The organism is Phenylobacterium sp., from assembly GCF_004299445.1.
In the GTDB taxonomy this organism is placed as follows: domain Bacteria; phylum Pseudomonadota; class Alphaproteobacteria; order Caulobacterales; family Caulobacteraceae; genus Phenylobacterium.
The window spans coordinates 1-18,558 of the sequence record NZ_SCTC01000041.1 but is presented as its reverse complement, the minus strand read 5'-3'; the positions used below and the strand labels follow the sequence as shown (position 1 = coordinate 18,558).

General features: G+C 68.6%; 18 protein-coding genes. 3 read left to right on the top strand and 15 right to left on the bottom strand.

The annotated features are described in order from the left end of the window. The first annotated feature begins 112 nt into the window (after positions 1–112). Positions 113–1,582 (top strand): chromosomal replication initiator protein DnaA, encoded by a 1,470-nt coding sequence (dnaA, locus tag EPN98_RS10875; protein WP_293362719.1) that lies wholly within the window; start codon positions 113–115, stop codon positions 1,580–1,582. 67 nt (positions 1,583–1,649) lie between these two features. On the opposite strand, the gene EPN98_RS10870 is transcribed toward dnaA, so the two are convergent. The 8 genes from EPN98_RS10870 to EPN98_RS10835 form a co-directional block, all read right to left on the bottom strand. Next, positions 1,650–1,883 (bottom strand): hypothetical protein, encoded by a 234-nt coding sequence (locus EPN98_RS10870; RefSeq protein ID WP_293362718.1) that lies wholly within the window; start codon positions 1,881–1,883, stop codon positions 1,650–1,652. A gap of 110 nt (positions 1,884–1,993) precedes the next feature. Further along, complete coding sequence (locus EPN98_RS10865) at positions 1,994–3,226, bottom strand: serine hydrolase (RefSeq protein ID WP_293362717.1); 1,233 nt, start codon at positions 3,224–3,226, stop codon at positions 1,994–1,996. Between the two features lie 130 nt (positions 3,227–3,356). Further along, positions 3,357–5,492, bottom strand: coding sequence for a polyribonucleotide nucleotidyltransferase (gene pnp / locus EPN98_RS10860; RefSeq protein ID WP_293362716.1), 2,136 nt, complete (start codon positions 5,490–5,492; stop codon positions 3,357–3,359). Positions 5,493–5,794: 302 nt separating this feature from the next. After that, positions 5,795–6,064, bottom strand: coding sequence for a 30S ribosomal protein S15 (gene rpsO / locus EPN98_RS10855; protein WP_293362715.1), 270 nt, complete (start codon positions 6,062–6,064; stop codon positions 5,795–5,797). A gap of 16 nt (positions 6,065–6,080) precedes the next feature. Further along, positions 6,081–7,010: a tRNA pseudouridine(55) synthase TruB gene (truB, locus tag EPN98_RS10850; protein WP_293362714.1), complete on the bottom strand. Its 930-nt coding sequence runs from the start codon at positions 7,008–7,010 to the stop codon at positions 6,081–6,083. 2 nt (positions 7,011–7,012) lie between these two features. After that, on the bottom strand, positions 7,013–7,450 hold the full coding sequence (gene rbfA, locus EPN98_RS10845; RefSeq protein ID WP_293362713.1) for a 30S ribosome-binding factor RbfA: 438 nt from the start codon (positions 7,448–7,450) through the stop codon (positions 7,013–7,015). Between the two features lie 98 nt (positions 7,451–7,548). Then, positions 7,549–8,331, bottom strand: coding sequence for a dienelactone hydrolase family protein (locus EPN98_RS10840; RefSeq protein ID WP_293362712.1), 783 nt, complete (start codon positions 8,329–8,331; stop codon positions 7,549–7,551). A 39-nt stretch (positions 8,332–8,370) separates the two neighbouring features. Then, positions 8,371–8,874, bottom strand: a complete 504-nt coding sequence (locus EPN98_RS10835; RefSeq protein ID WP_293362711.1) for a DUF2939 domain-containing protein — start codon at positions 8,872–8,874, stop codon at positions 8,371–8,373. A gap of 59 nt (positions 8,875–8,933) precedes the next feature. On the opposite strand from EPN98_RS10835, the gene EPN98_RS10830 reads away from it, so the two are divergent. Next, complete coding sequence (locus EPN98_RS10830) at positions 8,934–9,458, top strand: GNAT family N-acetyltransferase (RefSeq protein ID WP_293362710.1); 525 nt, start codon at positions 8,934–8,936, stop codon at positions 9,456–9,458. A gap of 97 nt (positions 9,459–9,555) precedes the next feature. Here EPN98_RS10830 and infB read toward each other — a convergent pair whose 3' ends face one another. The 5 genes from infB to EPN98_RS10805 form a co-directional block, all read right to left on the bottom strand. Then, positions 9,556–12,579, bottom strand: coding sequence for a translation initiation factor IF-2 (gene infB / locus EPN98_RS10825; protein WP_293362709.1), 3,024 nt, complete (start codon positions 12,577–12,579; stop codon positions 9,556–9,558). An 86-nt stretch (positions 12,580–12,665) separates the two neighbouring features. Then, positions 12,666–13,331: an RNA-binding protein gene (locus EPN98_RS10820; RefSeq protein WP_293362708.1), complete on the bottom strand. Its 666-nt coding sequence runs from the start codon at positions 13,329–13,331 to the stop codon at positions 12,666–12,668. A gap of 21 nt (positions 13,332–13,352) precedes the next feature. Continuing rightward, positions 13,353–15,059 (bottom strand): transcription termination factor NusA, encoded by a 1,707-nt coding sequence (gene nusA, locus EPN98_RS10815; protein ID WP_293362707.1) that lies wholly within the window; start codon positions 15,057–15,059, stop codon positions 13,353–13,355. A 12-nt stretch (positions 15,060–15,071) separates the two neighbouring features. Then, entirely contained in the window at positions 15,072–15,617 is a 546-nt protein-coding gene (gene rimP, locus EPN98_RS10810; protein ID WP_293362706.1) for a ribosome maturation factor RimP, read from the bottom strand. A gap of 184 nt (positions 15,618–15,801) precedes the next feature. Then, positions 15,802–16,479 (bottom strand): hypothetical protein, encoded by a 678-nt coding sequence (locus tag EPN98_RS10805; protein WP_293362705.1) that lies wholly within the window; start codon positions 16,477–16,479, stop codon positions 15,802–15,804. 172 nt (positions 16,480–16,651) lie between these two features. Here EPN98_RS10805 and ppa point away from each other — a divergent pair, with 172 nt between their 5' ends. Then, positions 16,652–17,185: an inorganic diphosphatase gene (ppa, locus tag EPN98_RS10800; RefSeq protein ID WP_293362704.1), complete on the top strand. Its 534-nt coding sequence runs from the start codon at positions 16,652–16,654 to the stop codon at positions 17,183–17,185. A 35-nt stretch (positions 17,186–17,220) separates the two neighbouring features. Here ppa and trmB read toward each other — a convergent pair whose 3' ends face one another. Continuing rightward, positions 17,221–17,895 carry a tRNA (guanosine(46)-N7)-methyltransferase TrmB gene (gene trmB, locus EPN98_RS10795; RefSeq protein ID WP_293362703.1) on the bottom strand — a complete coding sequence of 225 codons (675 nt, stop codon included), beginning with the start codon at positions 17,893–17,895 and terminating at the stop codon, positions 17,221–17,223. A 79-nt stretch (positions 17,896–17,974) separates the two neighbouring features. Continuing rightward, positions 17,975–18,558, bottom strand: a 584-nt coding sequence (locus EPN98_RS10790; protein WP_293362702.1) for a methionine adenosyltransferase domain-containing protein, incomplete at its 5' end; no start/stop codon positions are given.

The following is an 18,558-nucleotide window of genomic DNA, read 5'->3' as shown; positions in this document are numbered from 1 at the left end:
CGGCGGAGCGTATCGCGTTCGCCGAATAAGGGTTTGTTTGCGTTGAGTTTCGTCACGTCGGGGGGTTCGGGACCTCGATGTGTTGGCCGTGGTTCGATGGGGTTTTCGAGGGATGACGAGCGGGGGGGTTGCGGGAGCTATGGCAGGCGCGCCGGCGATGGCCGTGTGGAGCAAGACTTGCCAGGTTCTCAAGCGTGAGCTGGGCGATGCGACTTTCGGGTCGTGGCTGGGCCAGGCGGCGCTGCGCGAGTCCGGTGACGAGGTTTGTGTGGTGGCCGCAACGGGCGTCGCCCGGGACTGGATTCGCCACAATGCGTGGCGCCGGATCGGCGAGCTATGGGCGCAGAACGACCCGCTGGGTCGCCGCCTGGACCTGAAGTCACGGATGGAAGTCGATGGCTATGCCGCCGCGCCGGTTCTGGCTGCGCCGGTGGCCGCGAATGGCGCCGTCGCGGCGGCTGCCCGCGCCAATACGGCGTCTCCGCCCGAGGTGTTCGAGGTTGAGGTCGAAGCCATGGCCCCCATCGCCGCCCGTCAGGGCCGCCTTCAGGGCCTTCAGGAGCGCTATTCGTTCGACAACTTCGTGTCGGGCCCCGCCAACGAGTTCGCGTTCGCCGTGGCGCGCCGCGTCGCGTCGTGGGCCGACGGCCACTTCAACCCGGTCGTCTTCCATGGCCCGTATGGCTTCGGGAAGACGCACCTGCTGAACGCCCTGGCCTGGGAGGCCATGCGGACTGGCCATGGCAAGAAGGTGGTCTATCTGTCAGCCGAGCGGTTCACCTCGACCTTCGTCAACGCGCTGCAGACGCGACAGACCGCCGCCTTCAAGGACGAGCTGCGCAACGCCGACCTGCTGCTGATCGACGACGTGCACTTCGTGGCCGGCAAGACCCAGACCCAGGAAGAGCTGTTCCACACGCTCATCGCCCTGGTCGAGGACGGCCGCCGCGTGGTGCTCACCGCCGACCGCTCGCCCACCGAACTGTCCGAACTGGAGCCGCGCCTGCGCAGCCACCTGCAGGCAGGCCTGGTCTGCGGCATCGAGCCGGCCGACCGCACGCTCCGCCTGGGCATCCTGGAGCGCAAGCTGCACACCCTGGCCGTCGCGGGCGCCTTTGTGCCGGCGGCGCGCGCCGAGGTGCTCCAGTTCCTGGCCGATCGCTTCACCGACAGCGTGCGCGAACTGGAAGGCGCCCTGAACACCCTGGTGGCCCGCGTGGGAGGCGACATCGCCCGCCTGACCCTGGACGAGGCCCAGGCCATCCTGCGCCCGCACCTGAGCGTCAACGAGCGCAAGGTGACCGTGGACATGATCCAGAAGACCGTTGCCGAGCACTACGCCCTGAAGCAGGCCGACCTGATCTCGGAACGCCGCGCCCGCGCGGTCGCCCGCCCGCGGCAGGTGGCCATGTGGCTGGCCAAGCAGATCACCACCCGCTCGTTGCCCGACATCGGCCGACGGTTCGGCGGACGCGACCACACCACCGTCCTGCACGCGGTGCGCCGCATCGAGGCGCTCAAGGCCGAGGATCCCGCCATCGCGCGGGACGTCGACGTTCTGCTGCGCAAGCTGCGGGGCTGAACCGCGACAAGGACTGGGGAGAGCGACGGAGGGCCCGCGGCGACGCGGGCCCTTTGTCCGTCGGGCGCTATTTCTTGGCGGCTTCCCGGCCACGCCGGTCCAGCAGCGGCACCAGGAAGGTCAGCACCAGGGCGATCGAGACCGAGCCGATCACCACGACGATGATGCGGCCACCCATCGGCAGCGGGTTGCTCTTGGCGAACAGCGAGCCCGCGGTGCCCACGGCGCCAACGGCGAGGAAGATGAAGAACCTGCGCCAGAAGCCGGCCTTTGGCCGGGGTGTTTCGTCGGGCGAGGTCATCGGCGTTGTGATCTTCCGGCAGTGAGTCTTGAATCGCGCCAGCCTGCCCGCAGGCGACAGCTAGTCAAGATGGCGTAGCAAACGGCGGGCCAGCGCACCCGCAGGGTGCATCAGCCCCGCAGGGCCTCTGCGGCCGCGCCCAGCAGGGCGTAGGTTTCCAGCTCCGCCGCGTCCTCCCACGATTTGCGCCAGGCGCTCCAAACCACCGCCACCACCTGCTCACGCGGGTTCACATAGATGAACTGGCCGAAGATGCCCTGCGCGGTGAAGGCGCCGTCGTGGACGCTGCCGGCCTGCCGGGGCAGAACCCACCACTGATAGCCGTAGCCCAGCGGATAGCCGGGCAAGAGGCGGCCGAAGCCGGTCGCTTCGCTGTCGGGCTGGCCGGCCAGGTCGCGCCAGCCGACCGGGAGTATCCGACGTCCGTCGCGGGCCACCCCGTCCTCTAGCACGAACTGCCCGAAGCGGCCGTAGTCGCGCAGACGGGCGCTGACGCCCAATCCCGCCAACTCCAGCCCGTTCTTGGTCTCCAACTGCCAGTACCCGTCCGCCTCCATGCCCGCCGGGCCCCAGATGCGGTCGGCGTAGTAGTCGGCCAGCGGCTTGCCCGTCGCTGCGCTGACGATCGCCCCCAGCAGGCAGGTCTCGCCTGTCGAATAGTTGAAGCGCGTCCCCTGCGGCACGGTACGCGACAGGCTACGCATCAACTCCAGCACGGCGCCTGGACGATCGGCGGCCATGGCCGCGGCGAGCCGGACGACCTCGGAGACGCCCTTCGGATCGTAGTCCTCCTTCCAGGCCACGCCCGAGCACATCCGCAGCACGTTGCGCACGGTGACGTCCTCGTAAACCGAGCCCTTGAACGTCGGCAGGTAGCGGCTGACGGGATCATCCAGGCTGCGGATGGCGCCGTCGTGCAGCGCGGCGCCCGCCAGCGTCGAGGTCATGGACTTGGCGGTTGAGAAGCTGGTCCAGCGGCTCTCGGGGCCGTTGCCCATCCCGTACCGCTCAAGCGCGATCTCGCCGCGCTTCAGGACCAGCACGCCGCCCGTGCGCCACCGGGTCATGTAATCGTCCAGGGTGCGGGTCGCGCCGCCCAGAGGGTAGCTGATCCCACTCAACGCCCGCGCATGCGACGGCAGCGGCCGGATGTTGGGACCACGACGGATCGGCCGCACGGGCCGGGTCTGGTCCTGGTTGCGGAAGGTGTAGGCCTGGTTCTCCGGCGTGGTGTCCAGGGGCGAGGGCGCGGCGACCTCGTCCTGGCTCCAGGCCGGCCCGGCCGCGGCAAGGCCGGCGGCGGCCAGCAACAGGGTCCGCCGATCAAGCGCCATTCCGTCCATATCGCCTCCCCTTGGCCCGCGCGTCTTGGCGCGCGTGGGCGGGCGCATGCTGCCCCCTACCTGGGCGCAAGAAAAGAGGCGGCTGGATTGCTCCAGCCGCCCCTTTGAATCAGTCTCGCTGAGTCCCGCCTTAAGCGTCGGCGGTCTCTTCCTTCTTCGACAGGTCCTCGCCGGTCTCCTGGTCGACGACCTTCATGGAGAGGCGGGTCTTGCCGCGGTCGTCGAAGCCCAGGAGCTTCACCTTGACCGACTGGCCTTCCGACAGGACGTCCGAGACCTTCTCGACGCGCTTGTCGGCGATCTGGCTCACGTGAACCAGGCCGTCCTTGGCGCCGAAGAAGTTCACGAACGCACCGAAGTCGACGATCTTGACCACTTTGCCGGTGTAGATCGCGCCGATTTCCGGCTCGGACGCGATCGATTTGATCCAGTCGCGGGCCGCGTCGATCTTGGCCTGGTCGGCGGCCGCGATCTTGATCGTGCCGTCTTCGCCGATGTCCACCTTGGCGCCGGTTTCGGCGGTGATCTCGCGGATCACCTTGCCGCCCGAGCCGATCACTTCGCGGATCTTGTCGACCGCGATCTTTATGGTCTCAATCTTCGGCGCGAACTCGCCCAGGTGCGCGCGGGGCGCCTCCATGGCCTTGTTCATCTCACCCAGGATATGATCACGGCCGCCCTTCGCCTGAGCGAGGGCCTGCTTCATGATCTCCTCGGTGATCCCGGCGATCTTGATGTCCATTTGCAGCGACGTGATGCCGTCGGCGGTGCCGGCGACCTTGAAGTCCATGTCGCCGAGGTGGTCTTCATCACCCAGGATGTCCGACAGAACGGCGAAGCCGTCCTTTTCCAGGATCAGGCCCATGGCGATGCCGGAGACCGGCTTCTTCAGGGGCACGCCCGCGTCCATCAGCGCCAGCGAGGAGCCGCACACCGAGGCCATCGAGGACGAGCCGTTGGACTCGAAGATCTCGGAGACCAGGCGGATCGTGTAGGGGAAGTCCTCATAAGCTGGCAGCATCGGGCGGATCGCCCGCCAGGCCAGCTTGCCGTGGCCGACTTCGCGGCGACCCGGCGCGCCCATGCGGCCCGTTTCCCCCACCGAGAAGGGGGGGAAATTGTAGTGCAGCATGAACTTCTCATAGTACTTGCCGTCGAGGGCATCGATCAGCTGCTCGTCGTCGCCGGTGCCCAGGGTGGCCACGACCAGGGCCTGGGTTTCACCGCGGGTGAACAGCGCCGAGCCGTGGGCCCGGGGCAGCACGCCCACTTCGCCGACGATCTGCCGGACCTGATCGACCTTGCGGCCGTCGATCCGGATGCCGGTGTCGAGGATGGAGCGACGGACGACGTCGGCTTCCAGTTCCTTGAACACGCCGCCCAGCTTGTCGGCCGCGATGCCGGCCGGGTTGGTGTCGGACTTGGCGAACTTGGCGACGGCCTTTTCCTTCGCCGCCGACAGCGCGGCGTGGCGCTCGGTCTTGGCGGTGATCTTGTAGGCGGCGGCCAGGTCCTTGCCGATGGCCTTCTTCACTTCGGCCTTGATGGCGTCGGTGTCGTCCGGCTGGAAGTCGAACGGTTCCTTGGCGGCGTGCTCGGCCAGCTCGATGATCGCGTCGATGACGGCCTGCATGGACTTGTGGGCGAAGGTGACGCCGCCCAGGACTTCCTCTTCCGAGAGCTCCTGGATTTCGGACTCCACCATCATCACGGCGTCCTGGGTGCCGGCGACCACCAGGTCCATCCGGCTTTCCTTCATCTCGTCGGTCGTCGGGTTCAGGACGTACTGGCCGTCGATGAAGCCGACGCGCGCGGCGCCGATGGGGCCCATGAAGGGGGCGCCCGAGATCACCAGGGCGGCCGAGGCGGCGACCATGGCGACGATGTCGGGATCGTTTTCGAGGTCATGGGCCAGCACCGTGGTGACGACCTGGACTTCGTTCTTGAAGCCCTTCACGAACAGCGGGCGGATCGGACGGTCGATCAGGCGGCTGGTGAGGGTTTCCTTCTGCGAAGGCGCGCCCTCGCGGCGGGGGAAGCTGCCGGGGATCTTGCCCGCGGCGTAGAACTTCTCCTGATAGTTCACAGTGAGCGGAAAGAAGTCCTGACCGGGCTTCGCGCTCTTTGCGTAGACGGCGGTAGCCAGCACCATGGTCTCGCCGTAGGTGGCCAGGACGGCGCCGTCGGCTTGACGGGCCATGCGGCCGGTTTCGAGCGTGAGCTGCTTGCCCCCCCACTCGATGGTCTTGCGTTTGATATCGAACATTTTGGCTTCTTTCTGGTCCCGCGGGCGTATTCCCGGCGGGGGCGGACAGGGGATCGTCTGAGGCGAATCCTCTCCAATGGCACAGGCGGTGAGGACCTCTTTGCGACCCTCGGCGTGTGTGGGGCGCACTGCCCCGGCGCCGCATAAGCCCCCCGGCCTGTGACGGAGGAGCGGCTCCCGAGGTCCTCTAGGACGACCTCAGGAAAACTTGGATGGAACGCGGTGAAGCCGCGCCCCGATACGAAACGGACCCGGTCCCCATCCCTTTTCGAGAGGTGCGGGAAACGGGTCCGGTCGGAAACCTAGCGGCGCAGGCCCAGCTTCTCGATGAGCGCCTGATAGCGAGCCGCATCGGACTTCTTCAGGTGGTCGAGGAGCGAACGGCGGGCGGAGACCAGCTTCAGCAGGCCCCGGCGCGAGTGGTTGTCCTTCTTGTGCGTCTTGAAGTGCTCGGTCAGGTTGGCGATCCGTTCGGACATGATCGCGACCTGGACTTCGGCGCTGCCCGTATCCGCTTCGCCGCGGGCGTGGGCCTTGATGACTTCGGCTTTACGTTCAACCGTGATCGACATCGGGTTTCTCCGCTCTTCAAAGATTGAAGACCCGCGAGGGCTCGAGCCGGCCCGCACGCATCTCGCAGAGCGCCACCATCGTCCCCCCCGCCATCGCCGAAACGGTGCGTGAGCCCGGCTTGAGCCCGGCTTTCACCGCTTCCACCTGTCGGGGAACGAGAACGATCGATCGTCCCTGCTTCAATCGAAAGGCGTCTTCGTCGGTCACGGCCAGCACCGGGATGTCGTCCAGTGCGGTCTCGACCGGAAGCAGGGCCTCCGATTGGCGGGCCTCATAGCCCAAATTTTCAAGAGTTTCCAGCGCCACGGCATTTTCTTGCCTGAAGCGGCCGACCCGCGTTCGGCGCAGGGCGCTCACATGCCCGCAAGCGCCCAGCGCATCGGCCAGATCGCGGACGATCGCGCGGACGTAGGTGCCCTTGCCGCAGTCCATGTCCAGCGTGATGTGATCGGCGTCGGGCGCCTCGACCACGCGGATGTCGAAGACGTCGACCTTGCGTGCAGCCAGTTCTACGGTCTCGCCCGCGCGGGCCAGGTCATAGGCGCGCTCGCCGTCAACCTTGATGGCCGAATAGGCGGGCGGGACCTGGTCGATCTCTCCGATGAAGGCGGGCAGCATGGCGGCCACCTGCTCGGGCGTGGGGCGCACGTCCGAACTCGCGATGGTCTCGCCTTCGCGGTCATAGGTCGCGGTCGTACGGCCCCAGGCGATCGTGAAGCGATAGCCCTTGTCGGCGTCCACCAGAAACGGGACGGTCTTGGTCGCCTCGCCCAGGGCGATCGGCAGGATGCCGGTGGCCAGCGGGTCCAGGGTGCCGGCGTGGCCGGCTTTCTGGGCGTCGAACAAGCGGCGGATGCGGCCGACCGCGAACGTCGAGGTCAGGTCGTAGGGCTTATCGAGGTTGATCCAGCCCGAGATCGCCTGGCCCTTCTTTCGGCGGGCCATGCCTAGTCCTCGTCCTTCCAGCTGTCGGACGGCGCGTCAGGCGTCAGGTCCTGACGGACCTTCGGGTCGTCAAACAGGCGCGCCATCCGCGCGGCTTCGTTGAAGCTCTCGTCGTGCCGGAAGTGCAGATCGGGCGTGAAGCGCATGTCGATCATCCGACCCAGATGGCCGCGGATGAACTTCGAGTGCCTGTTCAACGCCTTGACCACCGCGTCGGCGTTCTCGCCGCCCAGGGGCTCCACGAACACCTGCGCGTGGCGCAGGTCGGTCCCGACCCGCACCTCGGTCACGGTCACCGAGACGCCGGCCAGCACGGGATCGTTGATCTCTTCCTCGCGGAAGATCTCCACCAGCGCGTGACGCACCAGCTCGCCGGCGCGCAGCATCCGCTGCGACGGGCCCTTCGGGGCCGCGCGGCCGGGTGTGTGGGGTCGTTTCATGGGAAGAGGCCTCAGCAACCTGGCGGACGGATCGGACGCCCGTGCAGGAAAGCGGGGGCTTCTAGTTCATCTGCCCCGGCGTGTCACCTGCGGCGTGCTTATGCCCCCGTCCGCTCCTTGAAGAACCGGATCGTGCGCTGCTCGGCGGCCTTGGTGGGGCCATCCTCCTTCAGGTGCAGGGTCAGGACCGAGTGGGGCGGAATGATCGCCTCTGCGGCGTCTTCATCCTCCAGTTCGATCGCTTCGAAGCGATCGCCCAGTTCGCGGCGATAAGTCTCGAATCGCGCGTCTGGGACCAGCTTGTCGCTCTTGAAACGCAGGCCCAGAACCGAGAGGTCCTCGCCTTCCAGCCGGCCCTTCACGCAGGCCAGCTCTTCGCGCGACACACCGATCTCGGCCGCGCCCTTCTTGTTGATCGGCAGCGAGGGCTGCGACAGCACCGGCGCCACGACGGACGGATCAGTCATCATCGCCAGCGCGAAGCCGCCAGTGAAGCACATGCCGACCGCGCCCACGCCCTTGCCGCCGCATTCGCCGTGCGCCTGTCGCGCCAGCGCCTTCAGCCAGTCGACCACCGGGCTCGAACGGTCGCCGCGCCAGACGTAGAACTCGCGGCGGATGCACAGGACGCCCAGCGCGGTGGTCAAAGTGTATCCGCGGCTGACGGGCTTGCCTGGTTTGCCGAACAGGCTGGGGCAGAAGACCGTCATCCCCGCCGCCGCCACCCGGTCGGCGAACTGCACCACCAGCGGATGCAGTCCGGGCATCTCGTGCATCACGATCACCGCGGGCCCCGAGCCACGCCGGTAGACCGGGTAGGTCCGCCCGTCGTGTGTGAAGTCGAACTTCGTGTAGGCGCTAAGCGCCGCCTCATCACCCATGCCACCCTCTCGGACCAGACCGCGAACAGCCTAGCGTGGTCAGCGGTTGATCCGCAGCCGGGAAAGATCGCCGGCGAAGCCCGAGAGCCGCCAACGGCCGTCCGGGGCCTGGGCGAAGATCAGCTGGCAGGCCCCCCCGCTCTTCGTCACAGCACATACGCGGCCGTCATCCAGGGGCTTGAGCATGGTGGAGATGCCGATCGGACCCGGGATCGCCATGTCGCGGCGATAGCCGTACTCCTCGGCCACGGCGCGGAACACCTCGGGACGGATCAAGGCCTCGCCCGCGATCTCGGCCAGGCTGGGCGCCAGCACGGCGGCGAGCACCGAGGGCACCCGCGCGTCGCGGCGCGCCTCGGCCACCAGGCGTGACTGGATCTCCTGCTTCAGGGACCGCTCGTCCACGAGCGTGTTGAACGTCGCCCGATCGCCGTCGCGGATGGAAATCAGCAGCGCGTGGACGTCGGACGCGGCGTCCAGCTTCTGCACGGTGGCGCAGGCGCTGAGCGCCAGGGCCATCAGGACGATCACGAATCCGCGCATGGGCATTCCTCTCGGGTCAAGCTGCGCTAGAACGCTCCCACAGGGAGGCCCAACCGCAGATGAACGGATCCGGAGCCGGATCGGGTCAACCGATCCTCACGACGGCGCGGATGATTTTCCGGCCCTTCACGCGCGACGATCTCAGTCTGATCGCCGAGCTGCATCGCGACCCCGAGGTCGGACGCTATATGGGCGGGATCTGGAGCGATGACGAGATCGCCGCCGCGCTCGAGCGGTTCGTGACCGAGCACGCCACGCGCGGCCATTCGAAGTGGGCCGTGTTCACGACCGACGGGGCATTCGTCGGTCGGGCCGGCATCAGCCTGTGGCCGGCCACCGGTGAGCTGGAGCTGGGGTACGCCTTCCGGCCGGAATACTGGGGCCAGGGGCTGGCGACCGAGGCGGCGCGCGCCATCGCCGACTGGGCCTTCGCCCACACCGAGGTCGACCACATCATCGCCTTCACCGACCCGCAGAACTTCGGCTCCCAGCGTGTGCTGGAGCGCATCGGTATGACGCGCCTGGGCGATCGCGACATGGGGTTCGGCGGACCCAGCGCGTACTTCGAGATGAAGCGGCCCTAGAAGCGGAGGCCAAACGCAAACGGGTGGGGATGATCGACACATCCCCACCCGTCTCGTTTCACTCGACACCCTCCCCGGAAGGGAGGGAAGCGGCGCCTTAGAGGCTCCGCTTGACCTCTTCGAGGTTGAAGCACTCGATGACGTCGCCGGCCTTGATGTCCTGGAAGCCCTGGAACGCCATGCCGCATTCCTGACCGGACGGCACCTCGTTGACCTCGTCCTTGAAGCGCTTGAGCGTCTGGAGGACGCCCAGTTCCAGAACCACGATATCCTGGCGGATGATCCGGACGCGCGCGCCCTTGCGGACCACGCCGTCGGTGACCTTACAACCGGCGACCCGGCCGACCTTCGTGATGTCGAAGGCCTGCAGAACCTCGGCGTTGCCCAGGAAGGTTTCGCGCTGGATCGGCGCCAGCATGCCCGAGAGCACGCCTTTGATGTCGTCCAGCAGGTCGTAGATGATCGCGTAGTAGCGGATCTCGACGCCTTCGCGTTCGGCCAGCGCCTGCGCCTGCTTCGAGGCGCGGACGTTGAAGCCGAGGATCGCCGCACCGGCGCCCTTGGCCAGCATGACGTCGCTTTCGCTGATCGCGCCGGCGCCCGACAGGATGATCCGCGCGCGGACCTCGTCGGTGCCGATCTTGTCCAGCGAGCCCACGATGGCTTCGTTCGAACCCTGCACGTCGGCCTTGATGACCAGCGGCAGTTCCGAGACCTTCTTGTCCGTGATCTTGGCCATCATCTCGGCCAGGGACGCGCCCTGGACCGGGGCGCCGGCCTTCTCACGCTTCAGGCGGACACGGTACTCGGTCAGCTCACGGGCGCGGGCTTCGTTCTCGACCACGGCGAAGGGCTCGCCCGGATCGGGCGTGCCGTCGAGGCCGAGGATTTCCACCGGAACCGAGGGACCGGCTTCGTTGAGCTGTTCGCCCCGTTCGTTCAGCAGCGCGCGGACGCGGCCGAAGTTGGCGCCGGCCACGACGATGTCGCCGCGCTTCAGGGTGCCGCGCTTGACCAGCACGGTCGAGACGGCGCCCCGCCCGCGATCCAGCTTGGCCTCGATCACCATGCCGTCGGCGGTGCGGTCGGGGTTGGCCTTCAGGTCCAGCACTTCGGCCTGCAGCAGGATGTTCTCGATCAGGTCGTCGAGGCCCATCTTCTGCGTGGCCGAGACTTCGACCACCTGGGTGTCGCCGCCCAGGCTTTCCACGACGATCTCGTGCTGCAGCAGCTCGTTGATCACCCGGGTGGGATCGGCGTCGGGCTTATCGATCTTGTTGATGGCCACGATGATCGGGGCGCCGGCCGCCTTGGCGTGCTGGATGGCTTCGATCGTCTGAGGCATGACCCCGTCGTCGGCCGCCACCACCAGGATGACGATGTCGGTGACGTTGGCGCCGCGCATCCGCATGGCGGAGAAGGCGGCGTGGCCGGGCGTGTCCAGGAAGGTGACCTTCTGGCCGTTCTCCAGGCGAACCTGGTAGGCGCCGATGTGCTGGGTGATGCCGCCATGCTCGCCCGACACGACGTCGGTGGAGCGCAGGGCGTCGAGCAGCGAGGTCTTGCCGTGGTCGACGTGGCCCATCACGGTCACGACCGGCGGACGGCCTTCCAGATGATCGTCGAGATCCTCGGCGCCGATGAAGCCTTCTTCGACGTCGGCTTCGGACACGCGCTTCACAGTGTGGCCGAACTCGGTCGCCACCAGCTCGGCGGTGTCGTTGTCGATGACGTCGTTGATCTTGAGCATCACGCCCTGACGCATCAGGAACTTGATGATCTCGACGCCACGGATGGCCATCCGGTTGGCGAGTTCGCTCACCGTGATGACGTCGGGAATGACCACTTCGCGGGCCACGCGGGCCGGTTCGACCCCGCCGCCCTTGCGCTTTTCACGTTCACGTTCACGGGCGCGGCGGACCGACGCCAGCGAACGCATCCGCTCGGCGCCCTCGGCGTCGCCGGCGACGGCCTGGATCGTCAGTCGGCCTTCGCGGCGGTTCGGGGCGCCCTTGGCGCGGCTGATCGCGCCCTTGCCGGGCTCGCTGGCGCGGCGACGGTCGTCGTCGTCACGCCGGTCCATGACCGTGCCGCCGGGCCGCGGGGCCTGGCGGGTGGCGCGTTGCACTTCCGGCGTGGCCGGCGGGGCGTTGGGGGCCGGACGCGGACCACGGGCTCCGGGCGGGCCGCCGGGGCGGGCGCCGTCGCGCGGGGGCGCCGGGCGTGGAGCCAGGGCCGAGTAACGGACGGTGCCCGTGCCTTCCGGGCGCGGGCCCCGATCGCCCTGCTGCTGCGGGCGGTCGTCGCGGCGCGGCGGGCCACGGTCGTCCCGCGGCGGACGGGCGTCGGCGCGCGGCGCGCGCTGGCCGAAATTGGCGTTCTCGAACCGGCCGGTCGAGGCGGCCGGCGGGCGATAAGTCGTGGTCGTCGGGCGATCGTCCCGGCGATCGTGCGACGGCTGATAGGTGCGGGTCTGGCCCTGACCCGGCGCGGCGTGGCTGGGCGCGCTCGGACGCGGGGCGTGCTGCTGCGGCGGCGGCGCGGCAGCGACCGGAGGCGGGGCGGCCTGAACCGGCGGCGGCGCGGGCGCGGCGGGCGCCTGGGCGACCGGAGCGGGCGCAGGAGCCGGCGTTGGCGCGGGAGCGGCCGCTTGCACCGGCGGAGGCGCCGCAGGCGCAGCGGGTTGAACCGGCGGCGGAGCTGCAGCCTGCGCAGCGGCGGCCGCCTGAGCGGCGGCTGCGGCCTGGGCGGCGCGAGCGGCCTCCTCGCGGCTACGACGCTCGGCCTCGGCCTGCGCCTGCTGGGCGCGGGCCGCTTCGATCACACGCTGGCGGGCGGCGCGTTCCTCGGCCGACAGGCCGTCGTTCGGCGCGGCCGGGCGCGGACCGCCCTGCTGCGGCGACGCGGGACGCTGGGGCTCGAACACGCGGTTCTCGCGAGCGGACGGCGCGGCCAGATTGCCGCCGGCCGACGCATGCGGGCGCGCCCGCTTCGTCTCGACCACCACCGTCTTCGTCCGGCCATGGCTGAAGCTCTGCTTCACCGTACCCGAGCTGACCGCCCCGCCGGTGCGGGGCTTCAGGGTCAGGGGCTTACGGCCGTTGTTGTCGTTTTCGCTCATTCGCTCGCTTTACTCAGCCCCGGGCGGATCCCGGTCGTCATCATCTCAAACAAGGCCCATCTCAAAATGAAGACAGGCGGAAAGCCCTACGGCTTCCGCTTGGCCTCGACAGGCTCCTCGCGCCAATCCTCAGGAAGGAGCGGACTAAACCCCTCCAGGCGACGGACATCTTCGGCCCAACGCCCGGCGGCTCGCCCCGCAAGGAAGGCGGTGTGTATCACATTCTCCAGCCCTAAGGCCAAACCCAATTCCGCGGCGCCGAACACGCCCACCAGACCGGGCGGCGGGTTGGCCTTGCGGGCCAGGGCCAGGATCTTGCGGCGGCCATCGGCGGCGCCGTCGGACGCCTCGATCAGCCAGGCCGCCTTGCCCGAAGAGATCGCGGCCGAGACCTTTTCGAACCCGGAAGTAAGGTCGCCGCCGCGCTTCGCAAGCCCCAGGCTGGCCAAAACCCGCTGCCGCAGCAGCCGCTCGACCTGATCCGCCAGGTCTGGCGCGGCCTTAAGGGGCGCCTTCGCCGAGCGTGCGAACAGGTTCTTCTTTGCGGCGGCGGCCACCGCGTCTCGGTTCGCCGCCACCCAGATTCCCCGGCCCGGCAGCTTGCGCGCCAGATCGGGGACGACCTGGCCGTCGGGGCCCGCCACGAAACGGATCAGCCGCGCCTCGTCCATGACCTCGCCCGAGACGACGTCACGCCGTTCGCGCGACGCCTGGGCGAGTGTGGCATGGGGCCTAGCGGCGGATGTCTCCATGGCGGGTCACCTCACCCGGCCTTAGGCGTCTTGGCTTTCGCCGGCGGCTTCCGCCTCGGCGAAGGCTTCTTCGCTGGGTTGCTCGCCCTCGAACTCTTCCTCGGCGGCTTCCGGCTGTTCGGGGGCTTCGACCCAGCCCATGACGATGCGCGCGCGCATGATCAGCAGCTCGGCGTCGGCCGGTTCCAGGTTGAAGCTCTCGAGGATGCCCGGCTCGCGAACGCGCTCGCCGTTCTTGTTCTCGAACCAGCCGCGCAGGTCGTCCGGCACCAGCCCGGCGAGGTCTTCGACCGACTTCACGTCGCCCTGGCCCAGGGCGACCGCCATCGGGAGCGTGATGCCTTCGATTTCGAGCAGGCCGTCCTCGACGCCCAGTTCCTGGCGCTTGGCGTCGTACTCGGCGGCTTCCTTTTCGAGGTAGTCGGTGGCGCGGGCCTGGATCTCGGCGCCGGTGTCCTCGTCGAAGCCCTCGATCGAGGCGATCTCGGAGACGTCGACGTAAGCCACGTCCTCGACCGAGGCGAAGCCTTCGGTGACCAGCAGTTGGGCGATGACCTCGTCCACGTCCAGGGCTTCCTGGAACAGGGCCGTGCGCTCGGTGAACTCGCGCTGGCGGCGCTCGCTCTCCTGGCTCTCGGTCATGATGTCGATCTGCCAGCCGGTCAGCTGCGAGGCGAGGCGCACGTTCTGGCCGCGGCGGCCGATGGCCAGCGACAGCTGCTCGTCCGGGACGACCACTTCGACGCGTTCGTCTTCCTCGTCCATCACCACCTTGGAGACCTCGGCGGGGGCCAGCGCGTTCACGATGAACGTGGCCTCGTCCTGGCTCCACTGGATGATGTCGATCTTCTCGCCCTGCAGCTCGGCAACCACCGCCTGCACGCGCGAGCCGCGCATGCCGACGCAGGCGCCGACCGGGTCGATCGAGCCGTCGTTGGAGATGACCGCCATCTTGGCGCGGCTCCCCGGGTCGCGGGCGACGGCGCGGATCTCGATCACGCCGTCGTAAACTTCCGGCACTTCCTGGGCGAACAGCTTGGCCATGAAGCCGCCGTGGGCGCGCGACAGCAGGATCTGCGGACCCTTGGTCTCGCGGCGGACGTCGTAGATGTAGCAGCGGATCCGGTCGCCGATGTTGAAGTTCTCGCGCGGGATCGACTGATCGCGGCGCATGATGCCCTCACCGCGGCCCAGGTCGACGACGACGTTGCCGTACTCGACCCGCTTGACCGTGCCGTTGACGATCTCGCCCACGCGGTCCTTGTACTCCTCGTACTGGCGCTCGCGCTCGGCGTCGCGGACCTTCCCCATCACCACCTGGCGGGCCATCTGGGTCTGGACTCGGCCGAACTCGAAGGGCGGCAGCAGTTCTTCGTAGGTCTTGCCGACCTCGGCGTCCTTGTCGCGGCGCTTGGCTTCGGCCAGGCGCAGGATGCCCGGGGGCTCCTCGAAGGGCAGGTCCTCGCCGGTCTCGGGATCGGTCCCGCCGCCGAACACCGCGTCATCGGCCACCACGGTGACCACGCGCTTGATCGTGGTCTCGCCGGTCTTGGGATCGATGTGGACGCGGATGTCGTGCTCGGCGCCGTAGCGCGAACGGGCGCCCTTCTGGATCGCCTCCTCGATCGCCTCGATGACGATCTCCTTGTCGATCGACTTCTCGCGGGCGACCGCCTCGGCGATCTGCAGGAGTTCAAGCCGGTTGGCCGAAATGCCGGTCAGGCTCATGGGGTTTTCCCTCTACTCGGTCGTCTGTTGTTGTTCGGAAGCGAGGCGGGCCGCACGGCCCTCGGCGCCCCGCTTCATCAGTTCGTCGGTGAGCACGAGCTTGGCCTCCACGATCCAGGCGAGCGGGATCATGGCCGTCTCGGCCTCGCCCTCCAGGTCGATGCCGACCTGGTCGTCCTCGATCCCTTGCAGCACGCCGCGGAAGCGCTTGCGCCCCTCGGCCAGCCGGTCCAGCTCGATCTTCACCTCGAAGCCTTCCCAGGCCTCGAAATCCTTGGGCCGGGTCAACGGCCGGTCGATGCCGGGCGAGCTGACCTCCAGTGTGTATTCGCCGCTGATCGGATCGGCGGCGTCCATGACCTCGGAGATGGCGCGCGACAACCGCGCGCAGTCCTCGACCACCATGTCGCCGTCCGAGGCCCGCTCGGCCATGATCTGCAGACGCCGGTGCTCGGCGCCGCCCATCAGCCGCAGCCGGACGATCTCATAGCCCGCGGCCTCCGCGACCGGGTCGAGGAGCTCCAGCAGCTTCAGGTCTTCTGCGGTCTTCCCGCGCATACGAAAACTCAGGCCCAGATAAAGAAAAAAGCGGTCGGGCCGGAGCCCGCCGCTCGTAGGCGCCATACAGCGCTAACGGACGATGTTGACGACTTATATAGTGGATGGCGGGGCGGCTGTCACGGGGGACATGCGAACGTCCTGGCGGCGTTCCCGCTGGCAACCCGACTCGACGCGATGGTGCTCAGGGAGTTGGCGACGGCCCGGCGCTTTCGTCTCGGCCGACGACAGCCGTCAGCCTGGGACCCAGCGCCACGACCCGCAGGGGTCGATCGCCGGACACGTCGATACGCACCACCGCATCCTCCCCGGGGCACACCACCACGTCTCCACGCGCGCCACGAAGCAGGCGGCCTGCGAATGGCGCGAGTTTCGACCGGACCTCGCCCGCCGCGACAAATCCGAGAGCCGACAGATCCCGGCTGGCGGCCTCCGCGTCCGCAGCCGCGATCCACACCCGCGACAGCGGCGGACCCCCGCTTGGCGGCAGGTGGTAGAGGCCGCGGTTGAAGACCGGCCGGGCCAGCACCTGGTCCAGTCGGTAGTCGATGATGAACAGGTGGCTAAGCACGCCCTGGCCCCGGCGGAACGACAGGATGTCCCACGGCTCGTCCTGACCGGCGCCCACCCGCGCCCGCCACCCCTGCCGCTCGGCCAGCGCCTCGGCGTCGGCCAGGCGGCCGCCCAGGCCCAGCAGTACCGGGCCGTGCTCCGGCGCCTCGTGTACGTCGAGGAAGGGGCCGTTGGCGAAGCGCACGCCGCGCGCCTGCACCCCACCCTTGGGCGCGTAGCCGTCCAGGATCGGCAGGCCGGTCGCCGCCGACAGCGCCGCAAGCACGGCGTCCCGGTCGGGAGTCCACACGACAACATGATCAGCCTGGAACAATCGGCCCCCTCAGGCGGCGGTCGGCGCCCGCAGCCTAGCCCATTCGCGGCCGACGCGCGCCGGACGGCGGCGCAGCCTCTTCCGCTATCGCTCCGAATGGTCCATTGGAGCGCGCCTCTTGTTTTGTGTGTCTCTGAAAGACCTCCCCATGGACCTCTCCAAGATTCCCGTCGGCGAGAACCCGCCGTACGACGTCAACGCGCTCATCGAGATCCCGCAGGGCGGCGAGCCGGTGAAGTACGAGATCGACAAGGAAAGCGGCGCGATCTTCGTCGACCGGTTCCTGCACACCGCGATGTTCTATCCGGGCAACTACGGCTTCATCCCGCACACCCTGGCCGACGATGGCGACCCGATGGACATCATCGTGGTGGGTCCGACGCCGGTGGTGCCTGGCGCCATCATCCGGGCGCGGCCGGTGGGCGCGCTGATCATGCGCGACGAAGCCGGCGGCGACGAGAAGATCCTGGCCGTGCCGGTCGACAAGCTGCACCCGTTCTATGCGGGTGTGGACAGCTGGCGCTCGCTGCCGTCGATCCTGACCGAGCAGATCGCCCACTTCTTCAAGCACTATAAGGATCTGGAGAAGGGCAAGTCGGTCGACATCGTCCGCTGGGCCGATCCCGAGGAAGCCGGCGAACTGATCCGCCAGTCGATCGAAGCCTACAAGAAGGCCGGGTAGGCGCCCTGCCTTTACCACTGCGTGGGAAGGGCAGATCAGCCCCTCACGAAATCCAGGAACACCGGCGCGCAGTCGCCCAGGCGCTTCTCCTCGTAACGCGTGGTGATGTGGTCGGCGGGCGGGTTACGCCAGTCGGCGGCGCGCTGGGCGGGCCAGGCGAAGGCCGGGTTCGTGATGAAGCGCTCCAGCGCCTGATCCACGTAGCTCGCCACGTCGCTGGCGAACCGCAGGCGGCCGCCCGGGCGGAGGATGCGCGCCAGATCCGCCACCAGCTCGGGCTGCACCAGCCTGCGCTTCTGCTGGCGGGCTTTCGGCCAGGGGTCGGGAAACAGGATGAAGACCCGCGCCAGGCTGGCGTCGGGGATGCGGGCGATCAGCTCGCGCACGTCATTGTCATGTAGCCGCACGTTGCCCAGCGCCTGCTCGTCGATGTGACGCACCGCGCTAGCGACGCCGTTCACGAACGGCTCGGCCCCCAGGATCAGAACGTCGGGATGGCGCGCGGCCTGGGCGGCCATGTGCTCGCCGCCGCCGAAGCCGATCTCCAGCCACGTCTCGCGGGCGTCGGGCATGAGGGCCTGGGGCGAGAGGTGCCCGGCTGGAATGCGCAGGCCGGGAAGACGCGTCTCCATAAGCGCGGCCTGGCGGGGCTTGATCGGCCGTGACTTCAGGCGGCCGAACGATCGCAGCGGCGGGTGGTTCTCGGACATGGGTGTTGTCTAGCGCAGAAACGAAGACGCCGGCGAAACGGATCGCCGGCGCCTCCTGGACGTCGATGTGGATGGGGGGCTAGCCGACCGCCTTCAGCGCATCGACCAGGTCGGTCTTCTCCCACGAGAAGCCGCCCTCGTTGTCGGGCTGGCGGCCGAAGTGGCCGTAGGCCGCGGTGCGGGCGTAGATCGGACGGTTCAGCTGCAGGTGCTCGCGGATGGCCCGCGGCGTCGCGCCGCCGATCAGTTGCGGCAGCAGGGTCTCCAGCTTGGCCGGATCGACTTCACCTGTGTTGTGCAGGTCGACGTAGAAGCTCAGCGGCTGGGCCACGCCGATCGCATAGCTGATCTGGATCGTGCACTTCTTGGCCAGGCCCGCGGCGACGACGTTCTTGGCGAGGTAGCGGCAGGCGTAGGCGGCCGACCGGTCCACCTTCGTCGGGTCCTTGCCCGAGAACGCGCCGCCGCCATGCGGGGCCGCGCCGCCGTAGGTGTCGACGATGATCTTGCGGCCGGTGACGCCGGCGTCGCCGTCAGGGCCGCCGATCTCGAAGCGGCCGGTCGGGTTGATGTGCCACTTGGTCTTCTTGGTGATCAGGCCCGCGGGGATCACGCCCTCGACGTACGGCCGGATGACCGCCTCGAGGCGCTTCGGCGTCGCCA